This is a genomic window from Desulfallas sp. Bu1-1, assembly GCF_015594625.1.
In the GTDB taxonomy this organism is placed as follows: domain Bacteria; phylum Bacillota; class Desulfotomaculia; order Desulfotomaculales; family Desulfallaceae; genus JADNRQ01.
Map to the genome: position 1 here is coordinate 77,074 of NZ_JADNRQ010000010.1, position 12,747 is coordinate 89,820.

The 12,747-nt window shown below is 53.4% G+C and carries 16 protein-coding genes; 9 read left to right on the forward strand and 7 right to left on the reverse strand.

Annotated elements, in window-relative coordinates; all coding sequences use genetic code 11:
• Positions 1 to 103 precede the first annotated feature (103 nt).
• The 9 genes from IT084_RS10805 to IT084_RS10845 all read left to right on the forward strand — a co-directional run bounded on the left by IT084_RS10805 (position 104) and on the right by IT084_RS10845 (position 8,605).
• Complete coding sequence (locus tag IT084_RS10805) at positions 104 to 487, forward strand: type VII toxin-antitoxin system MntA family adenylyltransferase antitoxin (RefSeq protein WP_195712876.1); 384 nt, start codon at positions 104 to 106, stop codon at positions 485 to 487.
• Between the two features lie 29 nt (positions 488 to 516).
• On the forward strand, positions 517 to 657 hold the full coding sequence (locus IT084_RS10810; RefSeq protein ID WP_243276912.1) for a HepT-like ribonuclease domain-containing protein: 141 nt from the start codon (positions 517 to 519) through the stop codon (positions 655 to 657).
• Positions 658 to 678: 21 nt separating this feature from the next.
• Entirely contained in the window at positions 679 to 1,161 is a 483-nt protein-coding gene (locus tag IT084_RS10815) for a nucleotidyltransferase domain-containing protein (protein WP_195712877.1), read from the forward strand.
• A 17-nt stretch (positions 1,162 to 1,178) separates the two neighbouring features.
• The gene (locus tag IT084_RS10820; protein WP_195712878.1) at positions 1,179 to 1,739 is read left to right on the forward strand and encodes a flagellar hook-length control protein FliK; all 561 of its coding nucleotides are present in this window, start codon (positions 1,179 to 1,181) and stop codon (positions 1,737 to 1,739) included.
• Positions 1,740 to 1,869: 130 nt separating this feature from the next.
• A complete protein-coding gene (locus IT084_RS10825) occupies positions 1,870 to 2,166 on the forward strand; it encodes an EscU/YscU/HrcU family type III secretion system export apparatus switch protein (protein WP_195712879.1) in 297 nt (98 codons plus the stop codon).
• Between the two features lie 264 nt (positions 2,167 to 2,430).
• On the forward strand, positions 2,431 to 4,854 hold the full coding sequence (locus tag IT084_RS10830; protein ID WP_195712880.1) for a 3-hydroxyacyl-CoA dehydrogenase/enoyl-CoA hydratase family protein: 2,424 nt from the start codon (positions 2,431 to 2,433) through the stop codon (positions 4,852 to 4,854).
• Between the two features lie 11 nt (positions 4,855 to 4,865).
• Complete coding sequence (locus tag IT084_RS10835) at positions 4,866 to 6,044, forward strand: thiolase family protein (protein ID WP_195712881.1); 1,179 nt, start codon at positions 4,866 to 4,868, stop codon at positions 6,042 to 6,044.
• A 92-nt stretch (positions 6,045 to 6,136) separates the two neighbouring features.
• Positions 6,137 to 7,891 carry an acyl-CoA dehydrogenase family protein gene (locus IT084_RS10840; protein ID WP_195712882.1) on the forward strand — a complete coding sequence of 585 codons (1,755 nt, stop codon included), beginning with the start codon at positions 6,137 to 6,139 and terminating at the stop codon, positions 7,889 to 7,891.
• A gap of 126 nt (positions 7,892 to 8,017) precedes the next feature.
• Positions 8,018 to 8,605 (forward strand): TetR/AcrR family transcriptional regulator, encoded by a 588-nt coding sequence (locus tag IT084_RS10845; RefSeq protein ID WP_195712883.1) that lies wholly within the window; start codon positions 8,018 to 8,020, stop codon positions 8,603 to 8,605.
• A gap of 238 nt (positions 8,606 to 8,843) precedes the next feature.
• Here IT084_RS10845 and IT084_RS10850 read toward each other — a convergent pair whose 3' ends face one another.
• The 7 genes from IT084_RS10850 to truA form a co-directional block, all read right to left on the reverse strand.
• The gene (locus IT084_RS10850) at positions 8,844 to 9,290 is read right to left on the reverse strand and encodes a hypothetical protein (protein ID WP_195712884.1); all 447 of its coding nucleotides are present in this window, start codon (positions 9,288 to 9,290) and stop codon (positions 8,844 to 8,846) included.
• Positions 9,291 to 9,381: 91 nt separating this feature from the next.
• A complete protein-coding gene (locus IT084_RS18635; RefSeq protein WP_279327865.1) occupies positions 9,382 to 9,516 on the reverse strand; it encodes a hypothetical protein in 135 nt (44 codons plus the stop codon).
• 79 nt (positions 9,517 to 9,595) lie between these two features.
• Positions 9,596 to 9,721 (reverse strand): hypothetical protein, encoded by a 126-nt coding sequence (locus IT084_RS18640; RefSeq protein ID WP_279327866.1) that lies wholly within the window; start codon positions 9,719 to 9,721, stop codon positions 9,596 to 9,598.
• 78 nt (positions 9,722 to 9,799) lie between these two features.
• Complete coding sequence (cwlD, locus tag IT084_RS10855) at positions 9,800 to 10,606, reverse strand: N-acetylmuramoyl-L-alanine amidase CwlD (protein ID WP_195712885.1); 807 nt, start codon at positions 10,604 to 10,606, stop codon at positions 9,800 to 9,802.
• Positions 10,607 to 10,959: 353 nt separating this feature from the next.
• Positions 10,960 to 11,352 (reverse strand): 30S ribosomal protein S9, encoded by a 393-nt coding sequence (gene rpsI, locus IT084_RS10860; RefSeq protein ID WP_195712886.1) that lies wholly within the window; start codon positions 11,350 to 11,352, stop codon positions 10,960 to 10,962.
• A gap of 22 nt (positions 11,353 to 11,374) precedes the next feature.
• The gene (gene rplM, locus IT084_RS10865; protein ID WP_195712887.1) at positions 11,375 to 11,806 is read right to left on the reverse strand and encodes a 50S ribosomal protein L13; all 432 of its coding nucleotides are present in this window, start codon (positions 11,804 to 11,806) and stop codon (positions 11,375 to 11,377) included.
• A 191-nt stretch (positions 11,807 to 11,997) separates the two neighbouring features.
• Entirely contained in the window at positions 11,998 to 12,741 is a 744-nt protein-coding gene (gene truA / locus IT084_RS10870; protein ID WP_195712888.1) for a tRNA pseudouridine(38-40) synthase TruA, read from the reverse strand.
• Positions 12,742 to 12,747 lie beyond the last annotated feature (6 nt).

Here is a 12,747-nt window from a genome sequence, read left to right on the forward strand (position 1 = left end):
ATATCCACGCGTTTTGCGTGACAGTAAACACACATTATCACTTGACGCCGGCCGGCTGACGTGTTACGCTGGGTAAAAATTACATTTTAATGGGGAAATGAGCATGGCCAGAACAGCCCACACGCCCGGATTAATCAACATTGAGCCATTTATTCCAGCCCTGCTTAAATATTTTGCCAATAATAACGATATTACAGCTGCCTACCTTTACGGCTCCTACGGCACGGGCGCGCAAACCCCCCTGAGTGATGTGGATCTCGGCATTTTACTAACTCAAGGGGTTAAACGAACTCTTATCAAACAAATGGAAATTGAAAGCGATATTGCCGGGATATGCCGCAATGATGATATCAACGTGTTGATTCTCAATGACGGCCCAGTGTTGCTTCAATTTAAAGTTATCAGCACGGGACGCCTGCTTTATGAACGTGACCCGCACACGGTAAATAATTTTCAGGAAATTTTTTATCCGAGGAGCATTTTTTAAGCCCTCCACTGGCTGAACGCTTGATCCAAATGGCCAAGTTCCGCAACCTGTTAATCCACCGTTATGGTGACATGGATGATCGCAAGGTTTACAACATCATTTGCAATAACTTGGGCGACCTGGAACTATACCTGGCTGAAATTGCAGCCGGGTTAAAATGCGATCTGTAACTATTCGAAAGGAATGGTTTTATGCACAGGCGATTTACCCTGCCGGAAAAAGAACGCCAATCGATTTGCCGGCTGGCCACCCGCCTGCTGGCTAAAAGAAAAGAAGTTATCTTCGCCTATGCCTTTGGTTCTTTTTTGGAAGAAGCCACCTTCCGGGATATTGACATAGGAGTGTATTTGCAAAAGGAAACCATCCCCCGGGAAAAGGCTCTTAAATACGAACTTTCTCTAGGCGCGGAACTGGAGCGGGAAGTACATTACCCGGTGGATATCAAGGTATTAAATTATGCTCCCGTAACCTTGTGCCATTCGGTTACCGGCGGCAAGGTGCTTTTCAGCCGCGACGACGAGGTACGGTACGAATGGGTGGAAAAGACCTGGGATATATACCTTGACATGCAATATTTTTTGCGCAATTCCCTGCGGGATTTGTTGTTACCCCATACGATATCCACCGGTACACAGTGGGCTCGTGATCAAGGTTACCGGTCCAGTTTAGACTAATTGAAAGGGGCTGGGCCATGCACGTCTCCAGCATCATCCCGGTGCTGCTGAACATCATTTTAAGTGAGCAGCAAAGCCGGAAGAAGGCGTCCCGGGAACAGGTCATATCACAGACCACTCCCCAAATGCGACCGCAAGCGACCGCTGCCGCCGAAACGAAAACCGAGGCAGAACCCCGGCAGTGGAACGCTGCCGCTGAACCGTCATTATTTCCATTGCCGCTGAAAAGCCCCCTCTTTCCGGACACCCAATTTTTTGTCTTCCACCGGTATGGAAAAGAAAAGAATAAACAGCAGGACGGTGAAAGCGAAACGGGGATTGTGTTCAGCCTGGCCACCGCCAGCCTGGGCCGGTTGTTTTTTCTAATCACCAGCCGGCCGGAAACTGTAAATATCACCTGTCATGTCGAAAATGCAGAAATTGCGGCACGGTTGAACGCGCGCTCGGCCGAGCTGGAACAACAGGTGCGAAAAACCGGTTTTAAGCGGGTTGTTTTGAGATGGACCGTGCTGGAACACAGCCTGGCCGGCCCGCAAAAGGACTTTACAACTCCCGGCCTGCTGGACCGGAAAGTTTAGCTATGCGCTGCATGACGTGGTTTGAACGGACGATTGATACAGCCGGAGCGCCGGATACAAGTAACGGTTTTTGCTGCGAAATCGAGAGTGTATTCATCAAAGGCAAACTTAAAGGCGGTTGATATTGATTATGGATGATCAAGACAAAAGACACTCGGAACAATATGCCGTCGCCCTGCGCTATGAACCGGGCCGGGACGACGCACCCCGCGTTACCGCCGCGGGCCGGGGCGAGCTGGCCCGCAAGATCAAGGAGATGGCCGAAAACAGCGGCGTGCCGGTGTATGAAGACGCCGCCCTGGCTCAAACATTGTACAAACTGGGCGTAAATACCGAAATACCACCCGAATTGTACGAGGTGATAGCCCAAATCCTGGTTTATGTAGCCCGGATCGACCGGAACAAGACCCCCCACAAAAAATTCTGATTATCCCCCAAATGTCACTTTTAGCATCTAAATGGTTAAATATAAGCGGTGAATGGTCGTTCAGCACAATTGAGCGGTCGGGCGTATCCGGCCTCGCCTATTGATTTTTCTTTGATAATGCAATATCTTTATATTAACAAATGACTGAACGTTCAGTCAGTTAAACTTGTCGGGATTTGGGTTCAAACCCTTTTCCGGATCACGCCCGCACTTAACGGCGCGGGCACATTAAGCAAATTTTGCGGTCAAAGGAGGAACCGGAAGATGAAGCGCAGCATCAACAAGGCCGCCGTTCTGGGTGCCGGCGTAATGGGCGCCACCATTGCCGCGCACCTGGCCAACGTGGGCATCCCCACCTACCTGCTGGATATCGTACCCAACCAGCTCACCCCCGAGGAGGAGAAAAAGGGCCTGACCCTGGAAAGCCCGCAGGTGAGGAACCGTCTGGCGACGGGCGCCATTCAGGCCTTGCTCAAGGCCAAGCCGGCGCCGTTTTACGTGCCTGAAAACGCGGCCCTTTTGACACCCGGCAACTTTGAAGACAACATGAACGTACTGGCCGAGTGCGACTGGATTATCGAAGTGGTTGTGGAAAGGCTGGACATCAAGCAGGGCTTGCTGAAAAAAGTGGAGGCAGCCCGCAAGCCCGGGTCGATCGTATCCTCCAATACTTCAGGCATTTCCATCAATAAAATGTGCGAGGGCCTGTCGCAGGAATTCAAGCAGCACTTCCTGGGCACCCATTTCTTCAACCCGCCCCGGTACATGAAACTTCTTGAACTCATCCCCTGCAGTGAAACCTTGCCGGAAATCATGGAGTTTATGCGCGATTTCGGCGAAAGGGTCCTGGGCAAGGGAGTTGTCATTTGTAAGGATACCCCCAACTTTATCGCCAACCGCATCGGTGTTTACGGCATGTGCGCAACCATCAAGGCCATGATGGAGTTCGGCCTGACCGTGGAGGAAGTGGACGCGCTGACCGGGCGCGTTATGGGCAGGCCCAAGAGCGCGTCATTCCGCACGCTGGATATGGTGGGCCTGGACGTAATGCTGCACGTAGCCAAGAACGTGTATGACGTGGCCACCGATCCCAAGGAAAAGGCCGTATTCGAGCCCGCCGGGTTTCTCCTGAAAATGCTTGATAATAAGTGGCTCGGGGACAAGACCAAGCAGGGATTCTACAAGAAGGTCAAAACCGAAAAGGGCCGCGAGGTCCTGGTTTTGGATTACAACACCATGGAGTACAGGCCTAAACAGGAAGTCAAGTTCGCTTCCCTGGAAGCGGCCAAGCAGGCCGGCAAGCCCGCCAAACAAATGAAGGCGCTTCTGTCCGGCAAAGACAAGGGAGCGCAGTTTGTCTGGTCCGTAACGAGAGACGCTTTGATCTATGCCGCCAACCTGCTGGGCGAAATCGCCGGCGACATCCAGTCCATCGACGACGCCATGAAATGGGGCTTCAACTGGGATTTCGGCCCGTTTGAAACCTGGGACATCCTGGGCGTGCAGGAGGTTGCCGACCGGATCAAGGCGGAAGGCGGAACCGTACCCAAAGTGGTGGAAAACCTGCTGGCTTCGGGCCGCACCAGTTTCTATGAGAAAAAGGACGGTGTGCGTTTCTACTTTGATCACAATACCGGGGAAAGCGTTCAAGAGCGTATCCCCGAGGGCGTTATTTTCCTGGCCCCGCTCAAAGAACAGAACAAGGTGCTCAAGTCCAACAGCGGCGCCAGCCTGATCGACATCGGCGACGGCGTGCTGTGCCTGGAATTCCATAGCAAGGCCAACGCCATCGGCGATGATATCGTCAACATGATGAATTACGCCGTCAAGGAAGTGGAGCAAAACTACGAGGGCCTGGTGATCGGAAACTTTGGCCAGCATTTTTCCGTGGGCGCCAACCTGTTCCTCGTGTTAATGGAAGCTGAAGACGACGAGTTCGATGAATTGGACATCATGGTGGATGAGTTCCAAAAGGCCAACATGCGCCTCAAGTATTGCAAAAAGCCAGTGGTGGCGGCGCCGCACGGCATGACCGTGGGCGGGGGATGCGAAATTTGCTTGCACTCGCACAAGGTCAACGCCGCGGCCGAAACATACATGGGCCTGGTGGAAGTGGGCGTAGGCCTGGTGCCAGGCGGCGGCGGCTGCAAGGAGCTTGCTTTCCGGGCTGCGGACCTGATGCCGCCCAAGAGCATGGTCACCGTCGGCGGTGTCAATACCGTACAACCCATGATCAACCGCGCCTTTGAAAATATCGCCATGGCCAAAGTAGCCACCAGCGCCTACGAGGCAATCAAGCTCGGGTATATGCGTCCCACCGACCTGGTCAGCGCCAATCGCGACCGGATCATCGGCGACGCCAAGCGCCAGGTGCTGAAAATGGCCGAAGAGGGATTCAGGCCTTTACAACCGAAGAAAATGAAAGCCGCCGGCGACGCGGGGTACGCGGCCCTGGAACTGGCCATCCAAACCATGGTCTGGGGCAAGCAGATCAGCGAACACGACGCCAAAATCGCCAAAAAAGTGGCTTACATCCTTACCGGCGGCGGCGTAACGCCGGGAACCGAAGTTACGGAGCAAGACCTGTTGGATCTGGAACGGGAAGCATTCCTGAGCCTGCTTGGCGAGCCCAAAACCCTGGACCGGATGAGATATATGCTGAAATACAATAAACCGCTGAGGAATTAGGGGGGAGAAAAATGCAAGAAGCCGTAATCGTTAGCGCAGTCCGCACGGCAGTAGGCAAAGCGCCCCGCGGCACGCTGAGGAACACCCGCCCGGAACACATGGGTGCCACTGTAATTAAAGCCCTGCTGGAAAGAACACCCGGCCTGAACCCCGCTGAAATAGACGACGTGATATTTGGTTGTTCGTTCCCTGAAGCCGAGCAGGGCATGAACCTCGCCCGCATGCTTGTGCTTAAAGCCGGCCTGCCCAACACTGTAGCGGGCGCCACGGTAAACCGTTTCTGCTCTTCCGGGCTGGAAGCCATTGCCATCGGCGCCACCCGGGTCATGGCCGGGTTTGCCGACGTGTACCTGTGCGGCGGCGTTGAAAGCATGAGCATCGTTCCCATGGGCGGCAACAAGACCATGCCAGACCCGGAACTGATGCAAATTTGCCCCGAAGCGTACATGGGCATGGGTTTGACCGCGGAAAACGTGGCGGAGCAGTACGGCATCACCAGGGAGATGCAGGACGAATTTTCCGTGGGCAGCCACGCCAAGGCCGCCCGGGCCATCCAGGAGGGCCGGTTTAAAGAACAAATCGTCCCCCTGACCGTCACCCAAAAGTACCGTGAAAAGGGCAAGCTGGTGGAAAAGAGCATTATTTTCGATACCGACGAAGGCGTCAGGCCGGGCACCAATATGGAAGTTCTGGCCAAACTGCGCCCCGTATTCAAGGCGGGCGGTACAGTCACTGCCGGCAACAGCTCCCAAACCAGCGACGGGGCCGCGGCCGTAATGATCATGAGTAAAAGGAAAGCCGAAGAACTGGGCCTGAAACCCCTGGCGGTGTTCCGTTCCTATGCCGTGGGCGGGTGCCCGCCGGAAGTCATGGGGATAGGTCCCACCGTGGCCATACCCAAAGCGCTGAAACTGGCCGGCATCACCAAGGACCAGGTGGACGTGTTCGAACTGAACGAGGCATTTGCCGCCCAAGCCCTGGCCTGCATCAAGGTGCTGGAACTGGACCCGGCCAAAATTAATCCTAACGGCGGCGCCGTCGCCCTCGGCCACCCGCTGGGCTGCACGGGAGCCAAATTGACCACCCAGCTGCTCTACGAAATGAAGCGGCAAAACGCCCGTTACGGCGTGGTCAGCATGTGTATCGGCGGCGGCATGGGCGCGGCCGGCGTATTTGAAATGATCGACTAAATGGGCAAGCGCCGCGGCTGCCCGAACGGGCGGCCGCGGCAGCCGAAATAAAAACCCAAATATTCAGCAAAATATGAAGGGGGAAATTGATCATGCAAAAGGGAGCCATGTTCTTATTGGAAAACATCGACCCTGAAAACATTTTCACACCGGAAGATTTTACCGACGAGCACAAGATGATTGCGGATACAGTAGCCGATTTCGTTGAAAACGAAATTCTCCCCAACATTGAAGAGCTGGACCACCAAAAAGAAGGTTTAATGCGCTCCATGCTGGAAAAAGCCGGCGAGCTGGGCCTGCTGTCCGCCGACATTCCCGAGGAATATGAAGGCGGAGAAATGGGTAAAATCGCCGCCGCCATCATTACCGAAAACGTGTCCCTGGGCGGCTCCTTCGCGGTGAGCCACGGTGCGCATACCGGTATCGGCTCCCTGCCGATCATCCTGTTCGGCAACGAAGAGCAAAAGAAAAAGTACCTGCCCGGCCTGGCCACCGGTAAATTAGTGGCGGCCTACGCCCTGACCGAACCCATGGCCGGATCCGACGCCCTGGGCGCCAGGACCAAGGCCGTGCTGTCGGAAGACGGCAAGTACTACATCCTGAACGGCGAGAAAATATTCATCACCAATGCGGGATTTGCCGACGTTTTCGTCACCTACGCCAAAATTGACGGCGACAAGTTTACCGCTTTTATCGTAGACAGGGGTACCCCGGGCTTTACGGTGGGAGCGGAAGAAAAGAAACTGGGGATCAAGGGTTCCTCCACCTGCTCGCTGGTGTTTGAAGACGCCAAGGTGCCCGTGGAAAACCTGCTTGGTGAAATCGGCAAGGGCCACGTCATCGCCTTCAACATCCTGAACATCGGCCGCTACAAGCTGGGTGTGGGCGGTGTAGGCTCCGCCAAGGGAGCCCTGGCCGTTGCCGCCAAATATGCCCTGGAGCGCCAGCAGTTCGGCCTGCCCATTGCCAAGTTCGGCATGATCAAGAATAAAATCGCCCAAATGGCCGCCAAGACTTATGCGTCTGAAAGCCTGGTCTACCGGCTGGTGGGCGAGATTGAAGAAGCGCTGGAAAATAAAACCGACGGCAGGGAAATCGGGGCCGCTATTGAAGACTATGCCATTGAGTGCTCCATTGCCAAGGTGCACGCTTCCGAGACCCTGGATTACGTGGTTGACGAATGCGTACAGATTCACGGCGGCTATGGCTATACCCAGGAGTTCCCGGCCGAGCGTTTTTACCGCGACGCCAGGATCAACCGGATTTTTGAGGGCACCAACGAGGTAAACCGCCTGATCATCCCGGCCACCCTGCTGCGCCGCGGCATGAAGGGACAGTTGCCTCTGCTCCAGGCCGCCCAGGCGCTGGCCGGCGAAGTAACCTCACTGCGGGCCAAAGCTCCAACCGGAGACGAAGCCCCGCTGGAAATTGAATTTGACATGGTCGACCGGGCCAAGAAGCTGTTCCTGATGGTTGGCGGAACCGCGGCCCAGAAGTTCATGCAAAAAATTGCCAAGGAACAGGAAATTATTGAAATCATGGCCAATATGGCCATTGAAATCTACGCCATGGAAAGCGCTCTGCTCAGGGCCAAGAAAGCCCTGAACCAGGATCCCGAAAACGCCGAAACCAAGGTCGAACTGGCGCTGGCCTACGTCTACGACGCATTCCCGAAACTGGATGCGTGGGCCAAGCAGGCATTAACCTATATGTTCGAGCCCGGCGACATGCTGCGCACCAACCTGAGCATCGCCAAGCGCCTGGCCAAATATCATCCCATTAACCTGATCGGCGTTCGCCAGAAAATTGCCGCAAAAGTCCTGGATGCGGGCAAGTACGCAGTGTAAACCGGTTTATCCCCTCCAAGTGCCGTTTCATAACCCTCAGGTTATGTACACAGGGAGTTCAGGGAGGCAATTGATTCCCTGGCTCCCGGCGGCCTTTTTTTAAAAAAATAAGGGAGGAGGTGGCACATGGCAAAACGTACTGGAGAAAAATACCACGCCATCATTGAAGCAGCCGTCAAGGTTATTGCTGAAAACGGCTACCATAACTCCCAGGTATCCAAAATCGCCAGGGAAGCGGGAGTGGCAGACGGTACTATTTACCTGTATTTTAAAAACAAGGAGGACGTCTTGATCTCCCTTTTCCGGACCAAAATGGGAGAATTTACCGCCAGTGCCCGCAAAGAACTAAAAAATCTGCAAGACCCGTTTGATAAGCTGGCCAAATTGATCGAACTTCACTTTACCCGGTTGGAAGCCGACCGTAACCTGGCACTGGTCTTACAGATTCAATTACGGCAATCCGATGCGTCCATCCGCTCGGGCATCGCCGCTCCCCTCAAGGAATACTTCAATATTATTGAAGATGTTGTCAGCCAGGGCATCAGCGAAGGCTATTTCAGAAACGACGTCAGCCCAAAACTGGTTCGCCAAATGATTTTCGGCACCATGGATGAGGTGGCCACTTCCTGGGTGATGTCACACCGGGTTTACAAGCTGACGGACCAGATCGAGCCCGTATATAGCTTACTGGCCCGGGCGCTGGCAAAGCAATAGGATTAAAACCATTCACCAGAAAAAAAGCCGGGAAATCTCCCGGCTTTTTTTCCGGACTGGTGTCACTGGAGCGCAACTCCCATATCATTGCTGGCGCCGAATTCTTCGGACTGCCCCAGCAATATATTAAACGCTTGAAAAATATCCCTTACCTTGGAGCACGAAAAAAATAGCAACAGAAGTAAAACCCCGCATAACCCGTTACAGGAATTTACATTTGGAACGTCCCCAATGTGGCTTAAATCAAGCCACCGGCTTTCAGTTTTTCCATTATTTTGTTTATCGCCAGCAACGTTTTTTCTTTGCCCAGTTCCTGCTTGGCCAGGCCGATTTCAAACATGTTCCGGTCCCATTTAATTTCCCTGGCAGCCATGTCCGGCTTGATATGCTCGTTTATCATTTCAATGCCATCGATAAAATCGTTAAATGCAACCAGCAAATTGTGATGTTCGGGGCTTGTTCCGAAAATGTCGGTAAAAGAACAAAGACTTCTCTGGCACCTTTTATATTCTTCAAAACAGGTATTAAATTTGTCGTAACATGACCATAGATTTTCGCTGCCTTCATTACTTTGCTGAAGCATGTTTGACAGCTCACCGGATAAGTCAATTACAAGGTTCCCAATCAGGTTGATTAGTTCGGCATATTTAACCGTATGGTCTTTAACCTGTGCCGGGTACGCCATCAACATCAACCCCCTTTTGGTCTTTTGTTCATTATATGCCAAAACAGGGGGTGTTGTCTTTATCTAATCAAGTCGTTTTTTGTCGCTTACATTAATTGCGGACCTTGATAAATGAATCGTTCAAAGCGTCTTCAAACATCTCACCCAGCGCCACCACTTCACCACAGTTCGACAAGGCCAACCATAACCCCTCGCATTGCACAAGCACCGGATACTCAAATGCCATTCCCAAAACCTCCTTGAAATAAAATTAGGCCACCCCAACAAGGGGTGGCCGGTTTAATGCCGAAAATACAGGCCTGGTTTTATTCCCACTCCATGTCCGGGGGTCGCAATGCTTTTAAATTAAGCAGCACAAAATACCCACACATGCCCATGCACATGAGGGTCATGGTAGTACCCATGCAATTGTTTTGCACCGCTTTAATCAATGCATTTTCCTCCCGAAACAATCTTGTATACAATATAACATTTGCCGGCCAAGCTGTAAATAAGTTTGCAAAAAAAATTTAAGGAGCATTGAAGACTTTGCCTTCGTTATTCATGAATGTTTCCAGCGCCCTTTCCTTATCCACGGGGCCGTTGGTAACGGTGGCGCTGCTTGCAAAATACTTGACTATCCCGGAATAGATCGCATAGGCCACCTTGCCCTGGTAATCGGGATCGCACATCAACCGTTCTTCCCGGGGGTTGGATATGAAACCTATCTCCACTATCACCGCCGGCATCTTGGCGTTGCGGGTGGTATAGTAATCCACCGCTTTGGCCCTGCGCTTGGTGTTTTTTAATAAGCGTACCAGTTCGCCCTGAATGCTTTTAGCCAGCTTTTCCCCTTCTTTGGACCCGGGCTGGTAAAATGTCTGGGCCCCGTGTTCCCGGGGACCGGACTTGAAACTATTGACATGAACACTGATAAACGCGTCGGCATTGCGCTCGTTGGCCATGCCCACCCGCTTGGCCAGGTCCTCCCGCTTGCGGGTAATCAACCGGCCGCCTTCCGAATCACTCAGATCAACATCCGTTTCCCTGGTCATCAAAACTACCGCTCCGGCCTGGCCAAGTACGGTGGCCAGTTTGCGGGACACCTCCAGGGTTACGTCCTTTTCGATTACTCCGCCGGGCCCTTTTGATCCGGGGTCGATTCCTCCGTGCCCCGGGTCGATAACAACCAGTTTATTGGCCACCGACCACGACAGCGCGGACACTCTGCGGTTTTCCAGCCCGTCCACCACTATCCGGGCGGTGTAATAACCCGTTAAAATTAAAAAAGCCAATAGCAAAACATAGCGTCCCCTGAACCTTAATACCCTGATCATTTGGCGCATCCCTCCCGGCACTTTAACGGAGGGCTTATTTAGCCCCCGTAAAAAAGTATGCCGGTCCGGGTGCAGTTATGAAAAAGGTTGGCCATGCTGTGCATAAAAAAGGTAGATATCGTGCAACACGGTATCTACCTTTTTAAGTCATCAGTGGCCGGTGGTCGGTTGTCGGAATAGCCAAAGCAACATCCAACATCAGTATATTCGACTCTCTTTCCCAACACCACCCTAAACCACCGGATTGCTTTGTAAACCAGTTATGCAAATGCGCGTGCAGCCGTTTCGACTTTATACCCGCTATTGATTTACGGTACCGGCTGCAGGGCCATTTCCTTGACGGATGCTTAAGATTAGCGCTTGGAGTATTGCGGTGCGCGGCGGGCCTTTTTGAGGCCGTACTTGCGCCTTTCCTTCATCCGCGGGTCCCTGGTGAGAAATCCCGCCTTTTTAAGCACCGGTCGCATATTGGGGTCAGCCTGGATTAACGCCCGGGCAATGCCAAGCTTGATGGCTCCCGCCTGGCCGCTGACACCGCCGCCCAGCACTTTGGCAATCACATCGAAACGCCCGCTGGTTCCGGTTAATTCCAGTGGCTGACGGGCAATAATCTCCAGCGTTTTTCTGCCGAAATATTCGTTTATATTTTTGTTGTTTACCAGGAACTTGCCTTCACCGGGGCGCAAAAATACCCGCGCCACTGAATTTTTTCTGCGTCCGGTGCCGTAAAACTGGACCTGAGCCACTTATGCTCCTCCTTCCCGTCCGTTACATTTCCCAAACTTCAGGCTTTTGCGCCTGGTGGGGGTGCTCACTGCCGCGATATACCCGTAACTTTCTGGCCATATCCCTACCCAGGCTGTTATGGGGCAGCATGCCGGTGATGGCCTTATACACCGCCAGTTCGGGCCTGGTTTGCATCAATTTGTCATACCTGGTGGCTTTCAAGCCGCCCGGGTAACCGGAATGCCGGTAATACATCTTTTGCTGCAATTTTTTGCCGGTCAGCACGACTTTGTCGGCATTGATGACAATCACGTGATCTCCGGTATTAACATGGGGAGTGAAGTCCGGCTTGTGCTTTCCCCGTAAAATCCTGGCCGCCTCGGCTGCCAGCCGTCCCAGCACTTTACCTTCAGCGTCGATGATGTACCACTTGCGTTTAACCTCACTGGGCTTGGCCATGTATGTCGTTCTCATTATATTTACTACCTCCCATGACAGAAAGAAAACCCGTGGCACGCCGGGGGCTCAGCGGCTGCCATAAGGTCACACATATGTATATTTTATTATAGAGAATTACCAGTGTCAAGTTTTTCCCGAGCGGCTTTGAGCAGCTCGAGCAGCTTTTCCCCCGGGCAGCAACAATAATAATTAACACCGACCGCCATTTAGTATTCCACCTGCTCCAGGCATAGCCCCTGGGGCGGCATTGTCGGTCCCGCCTCAATCCTGTCCCGGGATTCCAAAATCAGCTTAACCCGTTCCGGAGAGATCTTGCCCGTTCCAACCTGCACCAGCGTACCCACCATAATTCGCACCATGTTATACAAAAAACCGTTGCCCTGGAATATAAACTGTACCAGGGGCCCTTCCCGCCGGATGTCAGCCCGCCACAAAACGCGCACCGTGTCCGTCACGGCGGAGCCGGCCGCCTGGAAACATTTAAAGTCGTGCCGGCCCAGCAGGTAGGCAGATGCCCTGGACATGGCCTCAAGGTCCAACGGCACCGGTAAAAAATAGCTATACAAGCGATGAAAAGGCGAGGGAAGGCGGTCGTTCCAAATACTGTAACGGTAAGTCTTGGACCGGGCGGAAAACCTGGCATGGAAGTCGCCGGCCACCTCCTCGGCGCCGGTTACCACAATATCGCCCGGCAGTACACCGTTCATAGCCAGGGGAATGCGTTCCACCGGTATGGGCCAGCCTTCCGCGTTAAAATTTACCACCTGCCCCCGGGCATGCACTCCGGCGTCGGTGCGCCCCGCCCCGATAACCTGCACCCTGCGGCCTGCCAGGCGGGAAAGGCATTTTTCCAGCGTCTCCTGCACGGTGGGCAAACCCGTGCCCCTCTGTTCCTGAAACCCGTGGTAATTGGTGCCGTCATACGCCACTATGAGCTTGATATTCCGCAATCAACC